This is a genomic window from Marinobacterium iners (genome assembly GCF_017310015.1).
Classification (GTDB): Bacteria; Pseudomonadota; Gammaproteobacteria; order Pseudomonadales; family Balneatricaceae; genus Marinobacterium; species Marinobacterium iners.
In genome coordinates this window covers 3,184,480-3,209,019 of sequence record NZ_CP022297.1, presented here as the reverse complement: position 1 = coordinate 3,209,019, position 24,540 = coordinate 3,184,480, and the positions used below count along the sequence as shown (strand labels likewise).

General features: G+C 57.7%; 15 protein-coding genes and 1 pseudogene. 9 read left to right on the top strand and 7 right to left on the bottom strand.

Annotated elements, in window-relative coordinates; genetic code table 11:
• The first annotated feature begins 77 nt into the window (after positions 1–77).
• From nifJ to CFI10_RS15405, 3 genes are all read left to right on the top strand, one after another.
• Positions 78–3,722: a pyruvate:ferredoxin (flavodoxin) oxidoreductase gene (gene nifJ / locus CFI10_RS15415; RefSeq protein ID WP_242530017.1), complete on the top strand. Its 3,645-nt coding sequence runs from the start codon at positions 78–80 to the stop codon at positions 3,720–3,722.
• Positions 3,715–4,716, top strand: coding sequence for a dihydroorotate dehydrogenase-like protein (locus CFI10_RS15410; protein ID WP_206836072.1), 1,002 nt, complete (start codon positions 3,715–3,717; stop codon positions 4,714–4,716). The genes nifJ and CFI10_RS15410 overlap by 8 nt, the downstream gene beginning before the upstream one ends.
• 166 nt (positions 4,717–4,882) lie before the next feature.
• Positions 4,883–6,664: a sensor domain-containing diguanylate cyclase gene (locus CFI10_RS15405; protein WP_206836070.1), complete on the top strand. Its 1,782-nt coding sequence runs from the start codon at positions 4,883–4,885 to the stop codon at positions 6,662–6,664.
• Here CFI10_RS15405 and CFI10_RS15400 read toward each other — a convergent pair.
• Positions 6,639–7,544, bottom strand: coding sequence for a MurR/RpiR family transcriptional regulator (locus CFI10_RS15400; protein WP_206836067.1), 906 nt, complete (start codon positions 7,542–7,544; stop codon positions 6,639–6,641). The two genes, CFI10_RS15405 and CFI10_RS15400, sit on opposite strands and share 26 nt — an antisense overlap.
• A gap of 192 nt (positions 7,545–7,736) precedes the next feature.
• Between CFI10_RS15400 and CFI10_RS15395 the strand changes: the two genes are divergently transcribed.
• The 5 genes and pseudogenes from CFI10_RS15395 to tnpC all read left to right on the top strand — a co-directional run.
• Positions 7,737–8,999 carry a pyridoxal phosphate-dependent aminotransferase gene (locus CFI10_RS15395; protein WP_206836064.1) on the top strand — a complete coding sequence of 421 codons (1,263 nt, stop codon included), beginning with the start codon at positions 7,737–7,739 and terminating at the stop codon, positions 8,997–8,999.
• A gap of 105 nt (positions 9,000–9,104) precedes the next feature.
• On the top strand, positions 9,105–10,016 hold the full coding sequence (locus CFI10_RS15390; RefSeq protein WP_206836061.1) for a Tar ligand binding domain-containing protein: 912 nt from the start codon (positions 9,105–9,107) through the stop codon (positions 10,014–10,016).
• Positions 9,973–10,290 carry an IS66 family insertion sequence element accessory protein TnpA gene (gene tnpA, locus CFI10_RS15385; RefSeq protein WP_206836058.1) on the top strand — a complete coding sequence of 106 codons (318 nt, stop codon included), beginning with the start codon at positions 9,973–9,975 and terminating at the stop codon, positions 10,288–10,290. The genes CFI10_RS15390 and tnpA overlap by 44 nt, the downstream gene beginning before the upstream one ends.
• Before the next feature lie 32 nt (positions 10,291–10,322).
• Positions 10,323–10,658 (top strand): IS66 family insertion sequence element accessory protein TnpB, encoded by a 336-nt coding sequence (gene tnpB, locus CFI10_RS15380; protein ID WP_206835047.1) that lies wholly within the window; start codon positions 10,323–10,325, stop codon positions 10,656–10,658.
• Positions 10,659–10,893: 235 nt separating this feature from the next.
• A pseudogene (gene tnpC, locus CFI10_RS15375) lies at positions 10,894–12,390 on the top strand (IS66 family transposase); the annotation flags it as partial.
• 319 nt (positions 12,391–12,709) lie between these two features.
• Here tnpC and CFI10_RS15370 read toward each other — a convergent pair.
• Positions 12,710–13,747, bottom strand: coding sequence for an IS110 family RNA-guided transposase (locus CFI10_RS15370; RefSeq protein ID WP_206836051.1), 1,038 nt, complete (start codon positions 13,745–13,747; stop codon positions 12,710–12,712).
• Between the two features lie 89 nt (positions 13,748–13,836).
• Between CFI10_RS15370 and CFI10_RS15365 the strand changes: the two genes are divergently transcribed.
• On the top strand, positions 13,837–14,700 hold the full coding sequence (locus tag CFI10_RS15365; protein ID WP_206836049.1) for a methyl-accepting chemotaxis protein: 864 nt from the start codon (positions 13,837–13,839) through the stop codon (positions 14,698–14,700).
• Here CFI10_RS15365 and acnA read toward each other — a convergent pair whose 3' ends face one another.
• The 5 genes from acnA to CFI10_RS15340 form a co-directional block, all read right to left on the bottom strand.
• Complete coding sequence (gene acnA / locus CFI10_RS15360; RefSeq protein ID WP_206836044.1) at positions 14,701–17,418, bottom strand: aconitate hydratase AcnA; 2,718 nt, start codon at positions 17,416–17,418, stop codon at positions 14,701–14,703. It lies immediately after the preceding gene.
• A gap of 45 nt (positions 17,419–17,463) precedes the next feature.
• Complete coding sequence (locus CFI10_RS15355; RefSeq protein WP_242530016.1) at positions 17,464–19,893, bottom strand: Lon protease family protein; 2,430 nt, start codon at positions 19,891–19,893, stop codon at positions 17,464–17,466.
• A complete protein-coding gene (locus CFI10_RS15350) occupies positions 19,881–21,131 on the bottom strand; it encodes an MgtC/SapB family protein (protein ID WP_091827286.1) in 1,251 nt (416 codons plus the stop codon). The genes CFI10_RS15355 and CFI10_RS15350 overlap by 13 nt, the downstream gene beginning before the upstream one ends.
• Before the next feature lie 158 nt (positions 21,132–21,289).
• Positions 21,290–22,804, bottom strand: a complete 1,515-nt coding sequence (locus tag CFI10_RS15345) for an acetyl-CoA hydrolase/transferase family protein (protein ID WP_206836041.1) — start codon at positions 22,802–22,804, stop codon at positions 21,290–21,292.
• Positions 22,805–23,131: 327 nt separating this feature from the next.
• On the bottom strand, positions 23,132–24,493 hold the full coding sequence (locus CFI10_RS15340; protein ID WP_206836038.1) for a DEAD/DEAH box helicase: 1,362 nt from the start codon (positions 24,491–24,493) through the stop codon (positions 23,132–23,134).
• Positions 24,494–24,540 lie beyond the last annotated feature (47 nt).

The window sequence follows — 24,540 nt, the reverse complement described above, 5'->3', positions numbered from 1 at the left end:
AGGTTGGCACAGGTCAATCTCGGCTACTGCAGGATCTGCCATACTGAACGCTTAATCCCGGATAACAGGAGTTGGGCATGGCCAGGTCAGAAACACGGATGATGGATGGCAACGAAGCAGCTGCCACCATCGCCCACCAGCTCAATGATGTCATCGCCATCTATCCGATAACGCCGGCTTCGGTGATGGGTGAGCTGGCTGACAGCTGGAGCAATGCGGGGCGCCCCAATCTCTGGGGCAGTGTGCCGGAAGTGATTGAGCTGCAGAGCGAAGCCGGTGCCGCTGGTGCCGTACACGGTTCACTTCAGGCCGGAGCCAAAACCTGCACCTTCACCGCCTCGCAGGGGCTGCTGCTGAAAATCCCCAACATGTTCAAGATTGCCGGTGAGCTGACGCCGACGGTGTTTCATATTGCGGCGCGCTCGGTGGCAACTCACGCACTGTCAATTTTCTGTGACCACAGCGATGTGATGGCTGCACGCACCACTGGCTTTGCTATCCTGGCTTCAGGCAATGCGCAAGAGGTGATGGATATTGCCACCATTGCCGAGATGGCCACGCTGGAAGGGCGGGTGCCGGTGCTGCACTTCTTCGATGGCTTTCGTACCAGCCACGAAATCAGCAAGGTAGAGCTGGTTACAACGGCCCAGCTGCAGCAGCTGATCGATCCCGGTTTGATCAGGGCCTGCCGTGACCGAGCACTGTCTCCCGAGCACCCCTTTATTCGCGGCACCTCACAAAACCCGGATCTCTTTTTTCAGTCACGCGAAGCGTGTAACCCCTATTACGACGCCTTTCCGGCCATTGTGCAAAACGCAATGGATCGCTTTGCAGCGGTTACGGGCCGCCAATATTCGCTGTATGAGTACAGCGGAGCCAACGATGCCGAACGGGTCGTTGTGGTGATGGGATCAGCCAGCCAGACGGTGGTTGAAACCGTAGAACATCTCAATGCCGAAGGCGAAAAGGTTGGGCTGCTGAACGTACGCCTGTTCCGGCCTTTTGCCTCTGAGCGGCTGCTGCAACAGCTGCCGGACACTGTGCGTGCCATTGCGGTGCTGGATCGCACCAAGGAGCCTGGCTCGGATGGCGAGCCGCTGCTCAAGGATATCACCACAGCTGTTTTCAACGCCTGCAGCGAAGATGCCTGGCGGGGCACTGGACTGCCGCGCATTCTGGGTGGGCGCTTTGGCCTGTCATCAAAGGAGTTTACTCCCGGCATGGTCAAGGCGGTGTTCGACCATCTGGCCCGCCCGGAAGGCAAGCGTGAATTTACCATCGGTATTGACGACGATGTCACGCGCCTGAGCCTGCGTTGGGATGAAAGCTTTCGCAACCGTGCCGCGAGACAGCAGGTGCAGGCCGTTTTTTACGGCCTGGGAGCAGACGGAACGGTATCCGCCAACAAGAACAGCATTCGCATTATCGGAGAAAAGCCAGGTCGGTTTGCGCAGGGGCACTTTGTCTACGATTCGAAGAAATCCGGTGCGGTCACCGTCTCGCATCTGCGTTTTGGTCCTGAGCCAATACGCTCGGCCTACGAGGTTCAAAGCGGTGAGGCTGATTTTGTTGGCTGTCATCAGCCCGTTTTTCTGGGTCGCTATCCGATGCTGGAAAAGGCAAAACCGAAAGCCACCGTGCTGATCAATACGCCTCTGACGGGAGAGGTTTTCTGGCAGTCGCTGCCGCAGCCGGTGCAGCGGCAGATGATCGACAGGCAGCTGAAGGTTTGGCTGATCGATGCCTATCAAGTGGCGGCTGATGTCGGGCTTGGCAAACGCATCAATACCATCATGCAGACCTGCTTTTTTGCGCTGACCGATATTCTGCCTAGAGATGAGGCGATTGCGCAGGTGAAAGCCGCTGTTGAGTCCACCTACGGCAAGCGCAGCGCGCGTATTGCACAGATGAATATTGCAGCCATCGACAATGCGCTGGCACATTTGCAGCCCTTTGACGTGCCGGATCAGGCACAGAGCCTGATACCGATGCACCAAGTGAATGCTGCTGACGCGACTGCTTTTGTGCGCGAAGTCACGGCAGAGTTGATTTCTGGGCGCGGCGACAGGGTACCGGTCAGCCGGATGCCCATCGACGGTACCTGGCCCAGTGGCACGGCGGCCTATGAAAAGCGGGATCTGGCACTTGAGTTGCCGCAATGGGAAGAGGAGCTCTGTACCCACTGCGGCAAGTGCGTCTTCGTTTGCCCGCACTCGGTGATCCGTTCCAAGGCGTTCCCCGAAACGCTGCTGAAAGGGGCGCCCGAAGGCTTCAAGGCAGTGCCAATCAAAGGCGCGAAAGACTTCCCTGAGGGTACATTGATCAGATATCAGGTCTCGCCTGATGATTGCACTGGCTGTACCCTCTGTGTCGAGATATGCCCAATTCATGACAAATCGAACCAGAGCCGCAAGGCGCTGAACATGGTTCCCAAGGACGATATCCTGGTACGTGAACGGGCTAACTGGGAGTTTTTCCGCCAGCTGCCGGAGTTTGACCGTACCGGGCTCAAGGCCAGCACCATGAAAGGATCCATGCTGATGCAGCCGCTGTTCGAGTTCAGTGGCGCCTGCTCCGGCTGTGGTGAGACGCCTTACATTCGGCTGCTCAGCCAACTGTTCGGTGATCACATGCTGGTTGCCAACGCAACTGGCTGTTCGTCTATTTATGGCGGCAACCTGCCGACTACTCCCTGGACGATGAACGCGGAAGGGCGTGGACCTGCCTGGAACAATTCCCTGTTTGAAGACAACGCCGAATTTGGCCTCGGCATGCGGGCCGCGCTGGACAAGCAAACGGAATACGCTATTGAGCTGCTGCAGGCCTTGAGTGACCGACTGGAAGCGCACCTGGTGGAGGAGTTGCTGCAGGCTGATCAGAACGATGAGGCCGGTATCCGTGCCCAGCGAGAGCGGGTTGCGAGGCTGCGCCAGCGCCTGCAGGGAATGGATGACTTGCGTGCGCATGAGCTCTATCACCTGGCAGACAAACTGTGTCGTCACAGTGTCTGGATTATCGGTGGTGATGGTTGGGCCTACGATATTGGCTACGGTGGGCTTGATCATGTGCTGGCGTCCGGTCGTAACGTCAATATTCTGGTGCTGGATACCGAGGTCTATTCCAATACCGGTGGCCAGACTTCCAAGGCAACGCCGCGCGGTGCCGTCGCCAAGTTCTCCGCCGGCGGCAAGCCGGTGGCGAAGAAGGATCTGGCCCGTATCGCCATGGATTACGAGCACGTCTATGTCGCTCATGTTGCCTATGCCGCCAAGGATATGCAGACATTGCACGCCTTTCAGGAGGCTGAAAGCTGGGACGGTCCTTCACTGATCATCGCCTATTCACCCTGTATTGCGCATGGTTTTAATCTGGCTGGCGACAACCATGCGCATCAGCGCCTGGCGGTAGAATCCGGTCACTGGCCACTCTTCCGCTACGACCCGCGCCGGGCCGAGCAGGGCGAGAATCCGCTCAAACTGGATTCCAAACCGCCTTCCATCCCCTATGCTCAGTTCGCCCGTTCCGAGGCGCGTTTCAGCATGCTTGCACGGGCCAACCCCGAAGCGTCCAAGGTGTTTCTGGAGCAGGCCCAGAGGGAGGTTAACGAACGCTACCACCGCTATGAACAATTGGCCGGACTGAGCTGGTCCGCCGTAGAAAGTGCATCGGCAGAGAGTGCGCTTGCCGGCACAGAGCCGGAAACAGGAGGCCAGAATGAGTAAGCGATTGCATACCCGCTATCTGGGGTTTGAACTGGATAGTCCACTGGTGCCTTCAGCTTCACCGTTGACAGCCACACTGGATGGCGCCTGTCGGCTCGAAGATGCAGGAGCCGCGGCCATTGTCATGCACAGCCTGTTTGAGGAAGAGTGCAGCCGTGACCATGAGCTGCTGCATCATTTCTTGTATGAACAGGAAATAGGGCACTTTGAATCGGATGATTTTCTGCCCGTACCTGATGCCTTCCGTACCGCTGAAGAGCATTATCTCGAAAGGCTGCAGAGTATGAAGTCGCGCCTGAAAGTACCGGTGATCGCCAGCCTCAACGGGGTCAGCCGAGACGGCTGGGCAGAGCATGCCGTGCAACTGGCACAGGCCGGCGCCGATGCACTTGAGCTGAACATCTATCATATAGCGGCTTCGGTACGCGAGAGCGGCGCCGAAGTGGAACAGCGTTATCTGGATATCCTCACCTCAGTACGGGCAGCCGTACCGCAGTTGCCGCTGGCGGTGAAGCTGTCGTCCCGCTTTTCCAGCCCGGTGCATATGGTGAACCTGTTGCGTGAAGCGGGTGCTGATGCGGTGGTCCTATTCAACCGCTTTATTGAGCCAACGCTGGATCTGGATACGCTGAAGATAAAACCCCAATTGCAGCTGTCCAGCCCGGCCGAGTTGAATGAGCGTCTGCGCTGGGCTGCAATCATCCGTGCTCAGGTGGCGCTGGATATGGCGATTACCGGTGGCGTGCATACCGGTGAAGATGTTATTCGCACTCAGCTCGTCGGTGCCGAAGCCGCTCAATTGGCCAGCGTGCTGATGCAGCAGGGAGAGGGTGTGCTGAAGCAGATGCGGGACACGATCCTGAACTGGCTGGATCAACATGAATATGAATCTTTGGATCAGCTGCGCGGCAGTGTCAGTTATGCCCGTGCCGAGGACCCCTCCGGCTGGGAGCGGGCCAACTATCTGGATACACTGGATCAGTGGTGCCCTTGAGGCAATGCGCGAAAGAAATGTCTTATAAAGGGAAAAGATTTTTCATTGAGCGGATTTTTTACTTTTCTCGGTTAACCGATCAGTTATCATCTATAGTCATTCAATACATTCATATGTCACCAAATAGTGACACACCCTCAGGGTCGAGGAAGGGGAGAAGTGCTGGTTGAATCTTAAATCAAGGCTCAGCCTCCTCGCAGTCGTACTGATTCTTGCGTCAGCCGCTGCTGTCTGGATCTCGGTTCAGACCCTGGCAGAACGGATCATTACGGAGTGGGCGCTCAGATACGTTGAAAAGCAGGTTCTTTACGATAAGGAGCGGGTGCTGCAACCGCTGCTGCGTGAGATCGTGCTTGCACGTCAGCTGTCGAGTTCACCGGTGTTGATCGAATGGCTGGAAGACCCGGATAACATCCTCGCCGAGTATCATGGCTTGATGGAGCTGGAGCGTTACCGCGAAAGCTTTACCGACAGCAACTATTTCCTCGGTATATTGCGCAATGGGCACTATTATTACAACAATGCCGAAAACGAGTTTGCCGGCGACCAGATGCGTTACCGGCTCAGTGCCTCTGAGCCGGCAGATCGCTGGTTCTTCGATTTGATCGAGCAGAACCGCGACCTGCATATCAATGTTAACCCTGATGCTCACCTCGGCGTTACCAAGCTATGGGTGGATGTGCTGCTGCGTAATCCCTCGGGTGAGGTTCTGGGAGTTGCCGGTACCGGCCTCAATCTCAGTAGTTTCCTCAATGATATTGTCGACAGCGGTGAAGAGGGCATCACCAGCCTGTTCGTGAATCATCAGGGCGCGATCCAGCTCTATCGCGATCAGTCGATGATAGATTTTGCCAGTCTCACCAAGAATGACAATGAACAGAGCCGTTTGAGCGTGATGATGCCGGGCGAAGACTACACACAGTTGAAGCAGGCCATGGCGCAGGTGAAGGAAGACCCCCAGGAAGTGATCAGTCGGTTTGTCACCCTCGATGGCAAACGCTATCTTGCCGGGGTGGCATATCTGCCTGATATTGATTGGTATGAAGTCACCCTGATGGACCTGCACCGTTTGCTGCCGCTAAGCCGGTTCAACTCCATTCTGATGATATTTGGTATTTCGCTGCTGATTACGGTACTGGTGTTTCACATTGTACTGGGCCGGGTGGTGCTGGAGCCTCTTCAGGCGCTGGACCGGGCCATTCGACGTTTCCGTAAGGGAGAATACACCGGCGAGCCACTGAATGTGCGTGCCAGTGGTGAAGTCGCACGGCTGGTGGAAGAGTTCGAAAAAATGAGTCGTGAGGTATACGAAGCGCGCACCAACCTTGAGCAGAAGGTACAGGAGCGGACCGAGGCGCTGAACCAGCTCAGCCAAACCGACCCATTGACCGGCTTGCTGAACCGTCGTGGCATGGATCAGCGTTTGCGGGAAGAGCTCAAGCGCAGTGCCCGCGAAGGTCGTCCACTGGGTATCATCTGGATTGATCTAGACCTGTTTAAGGAGATCAATGATCGCTACGGTCATGCTGTCGGCGATGAAGCCCTGGTGGTGGTGGCGACGGTGTTGCGTTCGGTGTTGCGTGAGTATGACGCGGCCTCACGCTGGGGGGGGGACGAATTCCTGATCATGATCCGTGATGCAGACAGGGGCTTGGTCGAACATATCTGTGAGCGTCTGCTGCGAGTAATCCGCGGTCAGGTAGTCAGAACACCCTGTGGTGCATCCCTGAGCATGACCTTCAGTATTGGTGCCAGTCTGACCCACACCGAAGACCATGAAGAGGTGCTGCGGCAGGCTGATGCCGCGCTCTATGCGGCTAAACAGGATGGGCGTAACGGTTATCGGCTTTACACTGAGGTACTGGAGACCCAGTCTATCCTTGAAGTTGTGGATCAGACGGAAGGTCTGGCGGAAGCCGGTATTAAAATTCGTCATTCAGTCGATTGATTAACTCCTCTCGCAGGCTCAGCCGTTTCACCGCATCTTCACCGAGCAGGCGGGCCGTTTGCAGCAACAGGGTTTCACTCAAAAACTGGCTGGCAATCATGCTGTTGGTGTACAGCGGACTGTCGCCAGAGCTGATCAGGGTACAATCGGCCAGCTGTGCCAAGGGGGAGTGATGGCTGTCGGTGAGGGTCAGCAGGGGCAGGCCATATTGATGTGCCACCTGGGCAAGCATCACCGAATCCCGACTGTACGGCTCGGAACCGAACATCACCAGCAGGTCGCGCTTGCCCAGCTCGGCCAGCGCCTGCGCCTGACCTTCTCCGGCCGCGCCGACCACCGCCGTATCATCGCGAATCAGTCCCAGCATGTAACTGAACATTACCGCCAAGCCGAATGACTGGCGCCGCCCCGCCACACGGATACGGCGCGCCTTGACCAGCATCCCGGCAGCCGTCAGCAGCTGCTCTTCATTCAGTTGGCCGGCGCTTTGGGTCAGGTTGTGGATCTGACGCTGCAGATGCTGACCGACCCGGCTGGATATGCTTGCATTTTGATCACCGCTCACCAGTGCGCTCGCCTGTGCGCTGTAGTAGCGTCCCGGTTGGCTCAGTGCCTGACGGAACAGGGCCTGAAACTGCACAAAACCGGTAAAGCCCAACAGCTTGGCCAGCCGGGTCAGTGAGGCGGGGCTGACCCCCGTGGCTTGTGCTAGCTCGGTGATGCTTTGGGTCGCGACCAGACGAGGATCATCCAGCATCAGACAGAGCGTGTTCAACAGCCGCTTGCCCATCGGCAGCTGCAACTCGCCGCGCTTGAGCAGGGATGGTAGCTTGCGCAGCTGAGACAGTGAGCCGGGCGGAAAGGTGAAAGGGGTGCTCATCGCATTTTTATTCATTTTTATCCCGGTTTTGCCCCGTATTCCTATCTTCATGAAAATAAAAGATAAATAACGGCTCTGATGAAAAATCTGTCTGAATTATGAAAATACTTTTCCATATATTAGTCCATTATTGAAAAGATTTTCAGCTGGTCCATATTACCCCACATATCAATACCCACAGGACCCGCAATCATGTCAGTCGATGCCTATCTTCGCCCCATCAACCACTCCGAAACACTGCTGATCAACGAGCGCTCAGGTGCACTTGAAGCCAGCCGCAAGGTGTTTCGTTTCGGTTTTGGCCAGTCACCCTTTCCGGTGCCGGCGGAGGTGTCGACACGCCTGAGCGAGCACGCCGCAGAAAAATCCTACCTGCCGGTGCAAGGGCTGAAGCCTCTGCGTGAAGCTGTAGCCACATTTCATCGAGAACAGGATGGTGTGGACTGGCAGGCTGAGCGGGTACTGGTAGGTCCGGGCAGCAAGCTGCTGATTTATGCAGTGATGGCGGCGTTTACTCGCGCCGAAGTGCTGTTGATTTCTCCCAGCTGGGTCTCCTATGAGCCGCAGGCGCACTTGGCCGGTCATGCGGTACATCGACTGCAGACTACAGCAGAAAGTCATTGGCGACTGGGCGCCGAGCAACTGGAACAGTTCTGCGTCGAGCGTGAGCAGCCCGAGCTGCCGCTGATTCTGGTGCTGAACTACCCCGGCAACCCCAGTGGCACCACCTACAGCGAAGCCGAACTGCAGGCGCTGGCCGGGGTGATGCAACGCTACAACATTCTGGTGATCAGTGATGAGATCTACGGCATGCTCAACCATACAGGTCAGCATCGTTCGCTGGCGCGCTACTATCCGGAAGGCACACTGGTAACCGGTGGGCTGTCCAAGTGGTGTGGAGCCGGTGGCTGGCGCCTGGGTGTTATGCATGTGCCGGAAGCCTTGGCGGGAAATCTGTTGCCGCGTCTGCTTGGTGTGGCATCCGAGACCTGGTCCTGCGTCAGCTCTCCGGTGCAGTATGCCGCCATCGAAGCCTATGCCTTTGGGCCGGACGTTCAGGCCTATGTAGCGCGTGAGCGTGAAGTGCTAGGCCTGATCGGCAACGCGGCTGCAGCCCGTTTGAACGAGGCGGGTGTTGCCACTGCTTCACCTGAAGGCGGCTTTTACCTGTTCCCGGACTTTGCCGCCTGGCGTGACCAGCTGGCACGACGTGGAATCCACGGCTCGGATCAGCTCTGCACAGCGCTGCTGGAAGAGGCCGGTGTTGCCCTGCTGCCGGGCACGGCATTCGGCATGCCGGCGCAGGAACTGGTCGTGCGGCTCTCCTATGTGAACTTTGATGGCGACTTGGCGCTGCAGCCGGATGCCGATCTGGAGCAAGTTGCAGAGCCGGTACTGGAGGGTATTGGTGCCATCAATCACTGGCTGACGCAGCAGGGCCAGGAAGCAGCCTGAGGCTGCAACACAGCGTTGCTGATTTGAGTTGTGCCTTCTGCGACTGAATACGCGAAAATCCTAATCGTTTACAGTCGCATTTAAACAACAGTTTAGAAGGCCCTCATGAAACTCAACCATGTAAAAATTCGTACGGCACTGCTGGTCATTCTGCTGACCTTCAGTGCCGTACTCGTTCTGACCAGTATCAACGCCTGGCTGGCCGCCCGTGATGCCCATCGTGCATTGGCCGAACTGGATCGGATCACGCGTGAACAAACGGTGCCCGTCACCAACACCCTGATCACTGTGCTGCGTGCCCGACTCGCGGTGATAGGTGCCGAAGCCGAATACCAGAATGGTAATCTGGACAATGCCCGCTTCAGTCATGATGCTTCGGTGCGCTTTGCGCGGGAAGCGGCCGAGCTGTTCCAGCCCTTTGTTGTTACGCAAAAGTCTGACTTGATCCGGCCGATCGCGCAGCAGATGGAGCGCCGTTTCGCACAGTTCCAACAGGCGATTGAGCGTCTGAACAAGGCGCTGGAGGCCCGTAACCGCGACGCATTCCTGGCAGCGAACCTGGAAGCCCGGGACGCCAGTGAGGGTTACTATGCGGCGCTGTTGGAGTTTCAGCAACAGATGCGTATCAACAACGCCAAGCGCATGGAAGCGGCGGAAGGCACCTACCATCTGGCCACGGGAGAAGCGATAGCGGTGACTTTGCTGGCACTCCTGCTGGTGAGTCTGAGCCTGTGGTTTGTGCGGCGTCAGGTTATCGACCCGCTGCTGCTGGCGCAAAGCCATTTTCAGGCGATCGCATCGGGCGACCTGACCCGTACAATTGATACCGCAAGCCGTAATGAGATCGGTGATCTGTTCCGTTCGCTGCAGGAGATGCAGCAGACCAAGCGTAAGCGCCAGAGAATCAGCACCTTTTTTCCAGCCACTGACCGCCGCACACTGATTCCATCGTCACCTACGCGAGGAATCCACCATGAACTCAGCCGAGCGCACTTACCACTGGCAACAGCACATTGAACACTGGCGTGATACCGGGCTATCCGGCGTCGCTTTCTGCAAACAGCAATCGCTGTCCTATCACCAGTTTGTCTATTGGCGCCGCAAGCTCGAAGGTACAGATGATGCGACCGAGATCGAGCGTGTGCCTACATCCGGCTTTGCTCGCGTCACCCAGCTGGCCGCTACACCGGTGTCGAGTGATCTGACCCTGAGGCTTCCGGGTGGCATGGCCATTACAGGGCTGCATGCCGGTAATGTCGATCTGCTCGGTGCGATCCTGAGGCAGCTCTGATGAAGCCACGGTATCTTCGTCCCTCTCGGTCAATGCCTGAAATCTATCTGTACCGTGAGCCCATTGATTTTCGCAAGCAGGCCAATGGTCTGGCGGTGCTGGTTGAGCAGGAGCTGGGACATAGCCCCTTTACCGGTGCACTGTATGCCTTCACCAACCGGCAGCGTAACAAGATCAAGTGCCTGATGTGGGAAGACAACGGTTTTATCCTCTACTACAAGGCGCTGGCCGAAGAGAAATTCAAGTGGCCCAGCCCGGCTGATGAGCTCATGCCGTTGACCGGCGAACAGATCAACTGGTTGCTCGATGGTTATGACATCAGCCTGCTGCAAGGCCATAAAACCGTGCATTATGAGGCCGTTGGATAGCGGGTTTTGGGTGCTTCAACGGGCTGTTTTTGATATAATTTTGCCCATGAAAACACAGCCCAAAACCACCTCAAAGACGCCTGATATCAGCGGTTTATCGACCGCTGACTTGCTGTCGATGGTGGCCGGGCTGCAGCAGCAACTGGCCTCGAAAGAGGACGAGCTTGAGCAGCAAAACCAGGTGCTTGAGCAGCGGGATCAGGTCGTCAAAGAGCGCGACCGGCAACTCCAGCAGCGCGAGCAATACATCCTGTTGCTGGAAGAGATGCTGCGCTTGCAACGCATCCAGCGGTTCGCGGCCAGCAGTGAGAAAACGGCCCACCAGATCCACCTCTTCGATGAGTCCGAACTGGAAGCCGAGATCGATCAGCTGCGGGATCAGCTCCCGGACGATATTGAAGTTGCTGAAGACGATACCCCTGCTGCAGCGTCTACACCCAAACGCCGTCAGCGCGGCTTCTCCGATAGTTTGCTGCGTGAGCGCATCGAGCTGCTGCTGAGTGATGAAGAGAAGGCCGGGGCCGTCAAAACCTTCTTCACCAAGGTGAAGGAAGAGCTTGAGTACATCCCCGCCCAGCTCAAGGTACTGGAATACTGGCAGGAAAAAGCGGTGTTCGAGCAGGACGGTGATGAGCGTATCCTGGCCGCGGCTCGCCCGACACACCCGCTGGGCAAATGCATCGCCACTCCGGCCCTGCTGGCTTACCTGATCACCTCCAAATATGCCGATGGCTTGCCGCTCTACCGTCAGGAGCAGATGTTCAAGCGTCTGGGCCATGAGCTAAGTCGCACCAGCATGGCCCACTGGATCATCCGTCTGGATGAAGTGTTCAAACCGCTGATCAACCTGATGCGGGAGGCGCAGAACAGCGCGGCCTACCTACAGGCTGATGAAACCCGGATCCAGGTACTCAAAGAGGATGGCAAGGCTGCCCAATCCGATAAATGGATGTGGGTGACCCGAGGCGGACCACCCAGCCAACCTTCCGTCCTGTTCGCCTATGATCCTTCCCGAAGCGGAGCGGTACCCGTACGCCTGCTCGATGACTTCAAGGGTGTCCTGCAGGCCGATGGTTACTCCGGTTATGCGCAGATCTGTTCAGCCAATAAGCTGACCCGCATCGGCTGCTGGGATCACGCCCGCCGCAAGTTCATCGAAGCGACCAAAGCGACCAAACCGGCGGGTAAAGGCAAACAGGCCAAGCTGTCCAAAGCGGATGTGGCACTCAGTCATATCAACAAGCTCTATGCCATCGAACGTCAGATCAAGGACCTGAGCGTGGCCGAACGCTATCAGATCCGTCAGGCATCGAGCCTGCCTCGACTGGAAGCCTTCAAGACCTGGCTGGACGCCAACGCAGGACGTGTGATGAAGGGTGGACTCACCCGCAAGGCGATAGAATACACCCTGAACCAGTGGCCCACCCTGATCGGCTACTGTGAGCGGGGTGACCTGCACATCAGCAACGTGCTGGCTGAGAATGCCATCCGTCCGTTCGCTGTGGGGCGCAAGGCATGGTTGTTCGCGGATACCCCGCAGGGCGCTCACGCCAGTGCTACCTGTTACTCCCTGATCGAAACGGCCAAAGCCAACGACCTGGAACCCTCGGCGTACATCCGGCATGTGCTGGAGCGCATCGCCAACGCCGACACACTGGAAAAGCTGGAGCGACTGCTGCCTTGGAATGTTGAGTTGGAGCGGTCTTCAAAAAAAGTGGCGCAGTACAGTTAAGGGCAAGTGGGGCGTTTTAACGGCGTGTATGGACTCCTCCTCTTTTGCAAGCACTTTGTCAGATCGCGACTAAGGTACGACTGCCTACGTGTATCCGGTCTCTTTAATGATGCCGTTGTGTAGGCATCGAACCCTGATGGGCTATTCGCACACTGGTTCCCAATCGCTTACACGAGCTCAAGGCTCTAGCCGTTAAAGGGGTTTCCCAGTGCCGGTTCGACCTGTTCGCCATCAATCAAAATGCCATGCAATCGTGGTGGTGAATACCTCTGTAGAAACTCTGTTTAACTTGCTAGCGCACTATCGGCCGAACGCTCTGTCACCGGTTGGCCGCAGCCAGGCTCTCGTCATAGCCCGTATCGTTATGTACCAGCGCCCAGGCAATGCGGGCCGTCTTATTGGCCAAGGCTACCGTTGCCACATTGGCATGCTTCCGAGCGACCAGGGCTTTCAGCCAATGACTTAATCCATCGTCTTTGCCCTCAACATGACGTAGCACAGCCCGTGCCCCGTGAACGAGCAGCTTGCGCAGGTAACTGTCGCCACGCTTACTGATTCCCAGTAAACGATCACGTCCCCCAGTGCTGTGCTGCCGAGGCGTCAACCCCAGAGAGGCGGCAAAGTCGCGCCCTTTGCGGAAGGCCTTCCCGTCGCCCAGAGCACCTGACAAGGCACTGGCTGTAAGCGGCCCCACGCCTCGCAACGTCATCAAGCGCTTCGCCACAGGATCCTGCTTAACACTGTCACTGATCCGATCATCAAGCGCTTGAATGCGGTCATCAAGGTGGCGGAGATCTTCCGCCAGCCCATTCAGCAGAATGCGGAAACTATCGCTAAGTCCGTTTTCAGCATCTTCCAGCCATCCTGGTAAGGCGCGGCGAAGCTGTTGGATGCCCACTGGCGCAATAATCCCATACTCGCCAACCAGTCCTCGTATCTGGTTAGCTTTAGCCGTCCGCTGCCCTACAAGCTCTTCCCGAATACGGTGAGCGGCCTGAATGTCTTGTTGAGCAACCGTCTTGGGGGCAACAAACCGCATGTTAGGACGACTCATGGCTTCACAGATCGCTTCCGCGTCAACCCGATCGTTCTTGTTACTCTTGACGTAGGGCTTGACAAACTGAGCCGCGATCAACCTGACATGATAGCCTCGGCTTTGTAGCTCACGCGCCCAGTGATGAGATGAGGCGCAAGCTTCCATGCCAATCTCGGCGCCGACGGGTACTTTCCGGCTCACAGCGTCAAGCCACTTATTGCGAGAATACTTGCCTTGCCATCGCGTTTGGCCATAACGGTCTACGCCGTGAACGTGAAACACTGACTTGGCAATATCAACACCGACGCGGATAATATTCATCTGGACTTCTCCTCATCTTTACGATGGTTGACGGTTCACTCACCATTTTGGCACGTAGATGCCGGTTAGGTGAGGAGGAGTCCATCCCATTGGTTACGACCAAGCGCAGCATGATCCGCTCGCTGATGGAGTCATCCAGCCAGCTGGCATCGGCGGCGGAAGAGCTTAACTCTGTGACCGATGAAAGCCAGCGCGGCCTGCAGCAACAGAGTGATCAGTTACAGCAGGCCGCCACGGCCATAACAGAGTTGAGCACGGCGGTGGATGATGTGGCCGTCAACGCGGTGACCACTTCCGAAGCATCGCAGGCATCCAATCAACTGGCGGTGCAGTGCCGTGAAGGGGTACGTATCACCACTACCGACATCCATGCGGTTGCGGAAGATGTGGCGCATACAGCCAAACAGGTAGGTGAACTTGCCGAGCACAGTCGCAACATCGGTCAGATTCTGGATGTGATCCACAATGTGGCGGAGCAAACCAACCTGCTGGCGCTGAACGCAGCGATCGAAGCGGCGCGGGCGGGAGAGACCGGGCGCGGTTTTGCTGTGGTGGCGGATGAGGTGCGCACGCTGGCACAGCGTACACAGTCTTCCACCTCGGAGATTGAGCGCTTGATTCAGGCGATGCGTGAAGGTACCGACAACGTGATGCAGTCGATGCAAACCAGCCGTGAGCGCGCCGAACGCACATTGCAGGGGGCCAATGCTGCCTCAACCGCACTGGAAGAGATTTTCCAGTCAATTGGCCAGATCAATGACCGCAATTTGGTGATCGCCAGTGCCGCCGAAGAGCAGGCACAAGTGGCCCGTGAAGTGGATCAGAATCTGGTCAACATCCGTGATCTGTCCACCCAGACCGCAGCCGGTGCCAACCAGACCAGTGCCGCCAGCCGCGAACTGTCACGGCTGGCGGTGGAAATGCACGATATGGTGGTGCACTTCCGAACCTGATCAGGCAGCGCCGATCATCCGGCGCAGCACATAGTGCAGAATCCCGCCATGGCGGAAGTAGGCCAGCTCGTTGCCGGTATCGATGCGGCAGCGCACGCTGGCCTGAACATCGCGTCCGTCAGGGTAGCGGATGCTCAAGGTCAGCTGCTGCTGTGGCTTGAGCTGATCCAGCCCGGTCAGACTGATCTCTTCCTCGCCGGTCAGGTTCAGCTGCCTGCGGTCGGTATCGACAAACTCCAGCGGCAATACCCCCATTCCCAGCAGATTGGAGCGGTGGATACGCTCGAATGACTCGGCTATTACCGCTCGCACGCCGAGTAGACGCGTACCCTTGGCGGCCCAGTCGCGTGACGAGCCGGTGCCATATTCCTTGCCGGCGATCACCACCAATTCGCGTCCGTCCTGTTGATAGCGCATGGCCGCATCGTAAATCGACAACTGTTCACCACTGGGGAAATGGCGGGTTTCACCCCCTTCTACCCCGTCCAGCATCTCGTTACGAATACGTACGTTGGCAAAGGTGCCACGCATCATCACTTCATGGTTGCCACGGCGAGAGCCGTAGGAATTGAAGTCTTTCTGCGCTACTCCAAGTTGCTGCAGGTAGCGACCGGCAGGGCTGTCCGGTTTGATCGCACCGGCCGGGGAAATATGATCGGTGGTCACGGAGTCGCCCAAGAGAGCAAGAATACGAGCAGATGTGATGTCCCGTACCGGGTCAGGCTCGCGGCTCATGCCGTTGAAGAACGGCGGTTGTTGTATATAGCTGGACTTGGGCCAGTCATAGGTTTTGCCGGTGGCAACTTCAATCGCCTGCCACTGAGCATCGCCATCAAAAACTGCCGCGTATTCACGCTGGAACATCTCGGTGTTGACCCGCTCCAGTGCTTCGGCAATCTCGGCCTGGCTGGGCCAGATCTCTTTCAGGTAGACCGGTTTGCCATCTTGGTCTGTTCCGAGCGGCTCATCGGACAGGTTGATATCCACCCGACCAGCCAGCGCAAAGGCAACCACCAGCGGTGGTGAGGCCAGCCAGTTGGTTTTGACGGCAGGGTGAACACGGCCCTCGAAGTTGCGGTTACCGGAAAGTACGGATGCCACCGTGAGATCCTGTTCGCGTACCGCGATTTCGATTGGTTCCGGCAGCGGGCCGGAGTTGCCGATACAGGTGGTACAACCGTAGCCCACAAGGTTGAAGCCCAATTGATCCAGTGCGCTATTCAGCCCGGCTGCCTGCAGGTACTCGGTCACAACCTTGGAGCCGGGTGCCAGTGAGCTTTTGACCCAGGGCTTGCGTTTCAGGCCCCGGTTGATGGCCTTCTGGGCCAGCAGTCCCGCCGCCAGCATGACGCCGGGGTTTGAGGTGTTGGTACAAGAGGTAATGGCGGCAATGACCACCGCACCATGATTGAGTCGGAAACGTTCTCCGGCGTATTCAACGTCCGCTCCACCCTGAGTGCCCGGTGCGGTCTGCCCACCTTCGGCTTCCAGATCGCTCACTGCATCGGCTGGAGGGGCACTGAGGTTCAGCGCCATCAACTCGTCAAAACGAGATTTCAGCTGGCTCAGAGCGACTCGATCCTGAGGTCGCTTCGGGCCTGCCAACGACGCTTCTACGGTATCCAGATCCAACTCCAGTGTTGAGGTAAAAATCGGCTCATCGCCTGTGTTGCGCCACAGGCCCTGTTCCTTGCAGTAAGCCTCGACCAGCGAAACCTGCTCCTCGCTGCGACCAGACAGACGCAGGTAGCGCAGGGTTTCCTCGTCCACCGGGAAGAAACCGCAGGTAGCACCATATTCGGGCGCCATATTGGCCAGAGTGGCGCGGTCGGCCAATGGCAACTGCGCCAGACCGTCGCCGTAGAACTCGACGAACTTGCCCACCACCCCATGTTTGCGCAGCATGTCGGTCACGGTCAGGACCAGGTCGGTGGCGGTGATCCCTTCGCGCAGCGCGCCGGTGAGCTTGAAGCCTACAACCTCGGGAATCAGCATGGAGATCGGCTGCCCCAGCATCGCGGCCTCGGCCTCAATGCCGCCCACGCCCCAACCCAGAATGCCAAGGCCGTTGATCATAGTGGTGTGGGAATCGGTCCCCACCAATGTGTCCGGGTAAACCCAGGTTGTGCCGTCGTGCTCCTCACGCCAAACCGTCTGACCCAAATACTCCAGATTGACCTGATGGCAGATGCCGGTGCCCGGTGGTACAACGCGGAAGTTGTCAAACGCGGTCTGGCCCCAGCGCAGGAATGCATAACGCTCGTGGTTACGCTCCATTTCGAGTTTGACGTTGTCATGAAAGGCATCGGCGCTGGCAAAATGGTCCACCATCACCGAATGGTCGATCACCAGGTCCACTGGCGACAGCGGATTGACCTGTTGTGGGTCGGCCCCGAGCGCTGCAACGGCATCACGCATGGCGGCCAGGTCAGCCACACCGGGAACGCCGGTAAAGTCCTGCATCAATACACGAGCCGGGCGGTAGGCGATCTCACGCTCGGAGTGGCCGCCTTGATGCTGCCAGTCCACCAGTGCCTGCAGATCTTCAAGCTGTACCGCATCGGTATCGATATGGCGCAGCAGATTTTCCAGCAGTACCTTGAGTGAACAGGGCAGTCGGCTGATATCACCCAATGAGTCGGCAGCCTGTTTCAGACTGCTGTAAGTATATTGTTTCGACCCCAGTGTAAGGGTTTGTGTCACCTCATCTGCGTTCATCGTTTGAATCCTCCTGCCTGTGGCGTGAGTGAAAGGTTTACAAGACTAGTCATCTCCCTTGGCGGCGAGCTTGCGCGCCTGTTCTGCCCAGTCCGACAGTTGCAGCTGTACCATGCCGTTTACCGTAGAGGGTGGGTAACGCCCTTCACGGTCGGCAGCCCCGGCTTCTCGTCCGAACAGCAGTTCAATCAGCTGATCCAACTGGCTGACAGCGTGAATGGAAAACTGTCCTTCGCGACAGGCATCCACCACTTCTTCACTCAGGATCAGGTGTGGCTCGTTACTGGCCGGAATGATGACGCCGTGACTGCCATCCAGCCCACGGGAGCAACACAGCTCAAAGAAGCCTTCGATTTTTTCGTTGACGCCGCCAATTGCCTGAATTTCACCATGCTGGTTGATCGAGCCGGTAACGGCAAAACTCTGTTTCAGCGGTAAACCGGTGATGGCGGACAACAGCACGCAAAGCTCGATGGCTGAAGCACTGTCGCCATCCACCGGGCCATAGGACTGTTCGAACACCAGACTGGCGTTGAGTGAAAGCGGCTGGTTACGGGCATAACGGGCACCGATGCAAGCCCCGAGGATCATCACCCCCTTGGAGTGTAGCGGCCCCCCCAGTTTGATTTCACGCTCGATATCCAGCATGCGCCCCGTACCCATTCTGGCGGTGGCCGATATTCGACTGGGTTTGCCGAAGCGTTGATCGCCCAGCTGGAATACCGACAATCCGTTTGCTTGCCCAACGGCGCTGCCGCTGGTGTTGACGATCAGGGTGCCGCGTTCGATCTGCTGTTGCAGCAGTTCGGAATACTGGCTGCTGCGGTAGCGCTGCTGCTCAATCGCTTTCTGCACATGGCTGCGACCGGTTTGTGATGCGCCCTGGCGCAAGGCCCAGAAACTGGACTCGCGCAGCAGGTCGATCAGTTGCCCGCGGTTAAGCGACAGCTTTTCGCTGTCGTCCATCTGGCGCGAGCTGTGCTCGATCACCGCTTCCAGCGCACTGCGGTCAAAATGCGTCAGACCCTCTTCACGTACCAGCATGGCGATCAGGCCGATATAGCCCTGCAGGTTCTCGCGGTCACGATCAAAGCCTTCGGCGAAGTCGGCATAGACCTTGAACAGGGTGGTGAACTCCGGATCGTAATGCTTGAGCAGATAGTAGAGGCGCCGGTCTCCGATCAGCACCACGCGCACATTGAGCGGTACCGGCTCCGGCTCCAGCGAGCGGGTGCCACTGATGCCGTACATCTTTTCCAGCGGGTCGATGCGAATCTCACGGTTGCGCAGGGCACGTTTCAAGCCCTCCCAGGCAAAAGGGAAGGAGAGCAGTTTCTGGGCATCCACCACCAGGTAGCCGCCGTTGGCGCGGTGAAGAGCACCGGGCTGGATCAGACTGAAATCGGTGCTCAAAGTGCCGAAGTGAGCTTCGTACTCAATTCGACCGATCAGATTCTGGTAGCTGGGAATGTCCTCGTAGACAACGGGCGCACCACCGTTTTTCTCATGCCCCACCAGCACATTGATTTGATAACGGCGGAACTTACCGGAGCGGGCACGTTTGTGCAGCGGGGCACGCTCCTCTTCTTCAGAGGGGAAAAAGTCGTCCACATTCTCAATCATGTCCTGATGGATGGTATCGAGGAAGTCGAGCACTTCGGTATGGCTGCCGTATTTCTGCCGGAGATTATTCAGTGCCGGGTCTATGACACCCTGTGTGGTTTCCTGCTCCAGCTCGCGGATGCGTGCCTGATGTTCCTGATGCATTTTTGGAACCTCATGCACCAGCTCGGTCAGTTCCTCGTTCAGCTCGTCCACCGCCGCCTTGATTCTGGCCCGCTCTTCCTCCGGCAGTTGGTTGAACTGATCCGGCGTCATCAGCTTGCCGTCACGTACTGGCCCCAGCGTATAACCACCGGGAGTACGCATCAGAGTGATACCGGACTCGCGCGCCTTTTGCCCCAGTGCCTTGAAGTTTTGCTCCTCTCGCGCCTGAAACTCGTCGTTCAGTTGCTGCAGCTGGTTACGATATTCATCACTTTTAAACTGCGCCGGAACACGCAGCAGCAGGACTTCAATCAGCTTGCGAAGATCTTCATGCAGGTTTTGCCCCATGCCTCGGGGCATGATCAGTTTGAACGGCTGGTTGGGGCGGTCGAAATTGTGGATGTAGCAACAATCACTCGGTTCTTCACCGCTGGCGGCCTCGGCGCTGACGATGCGGGATACCAGTTCCCGTTTGCCGACGCCGGTAGAGCCGCTGACAAAAATGTTGTAGCCGGGATGATCCATGCCGATGGCAAACTGAATCGCGTCCAGCGCCCGTGATTGCCCCAGAACCGAGTAGTCCGGCGTGATATCGGTGGTTGAGGTGATGCCCAGCGCTTCAAGGTCACAGCGATGGCGCAACTGTTCGGGTTTCAGCAAGGTCTCGTGCATGTCAGCATCCATTGATTGCGGATTCAGAGTATCCATAAGGTTAGCAGTGCCAGGGCAACGGCGAACAGCAAGCCGGGCCAGAGCGGGCGACACAGTGAAGCATGGCCGGCAAACAGTGCCAGACCACCCTTGACCAATGTGTTGGTGATCGCGGCCAGGGTAATTCCGGTGACGGCCGTTTCGCTGCCGATGCTGTCCTGTGCCATGCGAGCCAGCGTCAGCGTGATGGCATCGACATCGGTCAGGCCGGCGACAATGGACACCAGCCACAGCCCCTGCTCGCCCATATGCTCTCGAATGCCGTGAGCGATCAGCAGGATGGCCGCCAGTAAAAGGCCGAACTGAAGGGCCGGGATCAGTTGGAAGGGCTGTGTCGAGAGCTTGCTGGTATCCACTTCTGCATAGGGTTCTCGTTTGATCCAGAGCCACACTGCGCTGATTACGCAGGCCAGCATCATGGCCAGCATCGGAGGCAGGAGCGGCGGCAGTAACTCGGGGTTGATCACAGCCACTTCGAGCAGAATGCGTGGATACATGATGGCCGAGGCCAGCAGAATGCCACAGGCCAGCAGCCGAGGCATGGGCACGCGGGCATTCATGCGTGCCAGACTCAGGGTCAGTGCGGTACTGGATGCCAGCCCTCCCAGAATGCTGGTAATCATCACCCCCTTGTCGGGCCCGGTCAGGCGCATGGCAAAGTAGGCCGCCAGACTGATACCGGCAATCAGCACTACCATCAGCCAGATTTCGTAGGGGTTAAGTGCATCCCAGGGGCCGTAGCTCTGGTTGGGCAGTACCGGCAGCAGTACAGCCGAGATCAGAGCCAGCTGCAGGATACCGCGCATCTCGCTGTCGCTCAGGTGCTCCAGCGCCTGATGCAGTGTCTGCTTGAAGTGCAGCACGATGGTGGTGATGACCGCCACGGCAACGGCCAGGCTCAGGTCACCCAGTACGGTGAGCAGGCCGGTCAGGTAGGTGACGATCCCGGCCACAACGGTGGTCATGCCGTAGTCGTGGTCATCGTTCGAATCGAGCCAGTGCGCCAGCCCCAGCAGCAGTGTCACTGCCAGCCCCATGGCGATGGCGATGCCGGGTCCCAGTGGCGTTGTCAGCACTCCGGCCAGTGCGCCGCTGAGGGCCAGCAGACCGAAGGTGCGGATTCCGGCAATACGACCGCCGGCGGGTGTATTGCGCTCGTGCCAGCCGCGCTGCAGCCCGATCAACATGCCCAGCGCCAGCGCCACCAGTAACAGCAAGAGTTGAGAGTTGTCCATGTACCCTCCTGCAGGACTGCCAAGGCAGCCCGATTGACTCACTACAGGGTAACAGATCCTGTACGGAACGGGAGTCCGGGCGTCGGGGAATACGAGGCAAAAAAAAGGCGCCTCAGGAGGGGCGCCAAACGCTTAGAGCATCGGGATGGAGGGGCGGGTTACATCCGCCCCTCGGTTTCGTAGCGCTGGTGCCAGCTCAGGGCTTCATCCAGCAGGTGTGGCGTATGCATGCCGCGACCGCTGGCACAGGCGCGGTTGAAATAGTCCAGCAGGCGTTCGCGGAAATCCGGATGTGCACAGTTGTTGATGATCGCATGGGCACGCTGGCGGGGTGACAGTCCGCGCAGATCCGCCAGACCCTGTTCGGTGACGATGATCTTCACGTCGTGCTCGGTGTGATCCACATGGGACACCATCGGTACGATGGACGAAATCGCTCCGTCCTTGGCGGTAGAGGGCGAAACGAAGATCGACAGGTAGCCGTTGCGGGCAAAATCCCCTGAACCACCGATACCGTTCATCATCCGGCTGCCCATGATGTGGGTCGAGTTCACGTTGCCGTAAATATCGGCTTCGATCAGCCCGTTCATGGCGATGATGCCGAGCCGACGGGCAAGCTCCGGATGGTTGGAGATGTCCTGCTGGCGCAGAATGATCTTGTCGCGGTACAGGTCGATATTCTCATCGAACTCGCGGATGCCGTCGGGACTCAATGAGAAGGCGGTGGCCGAGGCAACGCCCAGGGTGCCGGACTTGAGCATCTTCAGCATGCCGTCCTGAATCACTTCGGTGAAGGCAGTTAGGTTCTTGAACGGGCCTGCATCCAACCCTTCCAGTACCGCATTGGGGATGTTGCCCACACCGGACTGAATCGGCAGCAACTCTTTTGGCAGGCGACCGATTTCGATCTCGCGCTGGAAGAATTCGAGAATGTGCTCGGCGATCCGCCTGGAGGTGGCATCCGGTGCCTTGAACGGGGAGTTGCGATCCGCTGCCGAGGTTTCCACCACCGCGATCACTTTATCCACAGGGCAGTGCAGATAGGCTTCACCAATGCGATCCGCCGGGTGGGTCAGCATGATCGGTTTGCGGTTGGGCGGCAGGGCGGTGCCGTAATAGATGTCGTGCATCCCTTCCAGCTTGGCGTTCTGCTGGGCGTTGACCTCAAGAATGATTCTGTCGGCCTGCTCGATCCAGGTCTTGTTGTTGCCGACGGACGAAGAAGGGATCAGGCTGCCATCCTCGCGGATACCGGCGACTTCGATCAGGGCGATATCCATCTTGCCGAGAAAGCCTGACCAGGCGTATTGCGACACTTCAGACAGGTGGTAATCCACATACTCCATCGTGCCACTGTTGATCCGTCCGCGGCAGATCGGGTCGCTCTGGAACGGCAGCCGCATTTCGATGCCGTCCACTTCCGCCAGTGCGCCATCCAGCTCGGGAGCAGTGGAGGCACCGGTCCAGACATTGATCCGAAACGGTTTGCCGCCGGCGGCATTGTGATGGCGAATACGCTCGGCCAGCGCCGCGGGTACAGCCTTGGGATAACCGGCACCGGTGAAGCCGCTCATGCCGACGTTGGCGCCGGGAGAGATCAGTTCAGCGGCCTGTTCGGCGCTCATGATGCGCTCACGCAGACGCGAACACAAAATTCGTGAAGTTGAAGACATGGTCGTTCCTGTTTGTTGTCAACAAGCCTGCATATTCTGATAGTGATTAATATTTACGCAGTCTGGTGGAGGCGGATTCTAGCAGTGAATGCGGGAATGTATGTAGTTTGATTGTTGCAATTATGTAAAACAGTGGCCTGGATTGGGCAAAAATAATGCTTTTTGTTGTCGTTTTTGCGAAATTAAGTTGCGATTATAACAACAAAGAGCGATCGCTCTTTGGGTGAGAGCTCTGATGCGCTGGGGACAGGTCGGGTTGGAGGCGATGGTGAAAGCCGGCCACTGCAGGAAGCAGCGGGCCGGCATCAGTGGCAGTACAACGCGGGATTAGCTGTCGCTGTCGGAACGTTTTTTCTTCAACGGCATAAAGCCATCGGCCAGATCGGCAGGGGGCTTGGGTGCTGCGGTCGTACGGCGCTTGCCCACCTGTTTTCGATCACGCAGGCGCTGTTTGCCTTCGGATTTGGCGGCTGACTTCTTGCCGTCCTTGCCGTCACTCTTTTTCTTTTTGGTACCGGCAGCCTTGCCCGAGGCTTTCAGCTTCTTCGGCCCTTTGTAGTTGGCTTCCACGCCTTTCAAAGTGCGGCGCTCGAATTTGATGCGCAGGTAACGCTCAATGCTGGACATCAAATTCCATTCGGTATGCTCGATCAAACAGATCGCCAACCCCGGCTTGTCCTGGCGTCCGGTACGGCCGACGCGGTGCAGGTGTTCGTCACCCTTGCGTGCCATATCGAAGTTGATCACCATGTCCAGCCCCTGAATATCGAGGCCACGGGCGGCCACGTCGGTGGCTACCAGAATATTGATCTTGCCGCTGCGCATCAGCCCCATCACATGCTTGCGCTCATCCTGACTCATCTCGCCGTGCAGGACTCCGGAGCGGCGGTTCTGGCGCTGCAGGCTCTTGGCCAGCCACTGCGCCTTAACGCGGGTGTTAGTGAAGATGATCACCTTGTCATAGGTTTCGTTGGCCAGCAGCCACTCCACCAGGCGCTCCTTGTGTTTGTCGTCATCGGCTAGAATCATCTGCTGCTGAATATTGGCCTGCGCGTTTTGCGGCGTGTTCAGCAGCAGCTGTTCCGGTTCGTTCAACACTCGCGGCAGCAGGTCATGCACCCCGGGGTGGGTCAGGGTGGCGGAAAACACCATCGACTGGCGATCCTTGCGGCAGATCTCGGTGATCGCCAGCACCTCGTCACGGAAGCCCATGTCCAGCATGCGGTCGGCTTCGTCCAGAATCAGGAATTCCAGATCTCCGAAATCCAGGGTTTCACGCTCAAGGTGCTCCATCAGGCGGCCCGGAGTCGCCACAAGAATTTCCGGGTTCTTGCGCATCTCGGCGGCCTGCTCCTTGAAGCCGGTGCCGCCACAGACGGTCATGGTGGTGACGCGGGTAAAGGTGGCCAGATCCTTGACGCTTTGACACACCTGCTCGGCAAGCTCGCGTGTGGGGGTCAGGATCAGGCCACGGGTACCGGTATTGGGCGATGGGTTATCCAGAAAGTGCTGCAACATGGGAATAACAAAGGCGAGCGTTTTGCCGCTGCCGGTTTCGGCGCCCACGATCAGATCCTTACCCTCCAGTGCCGGGGGCAGTGCCGCCAGCTGTACGGCTGTAGGTTGGGTAAAGCCAAGTTTATCGATCGCCTTGAGCAGGCGGTCATGCAGCATCAGGTCAGCAAACACGGGTTTTTTCTCGCTTGAAATCAGTTGCGAGCATACTAGCAGAAAGC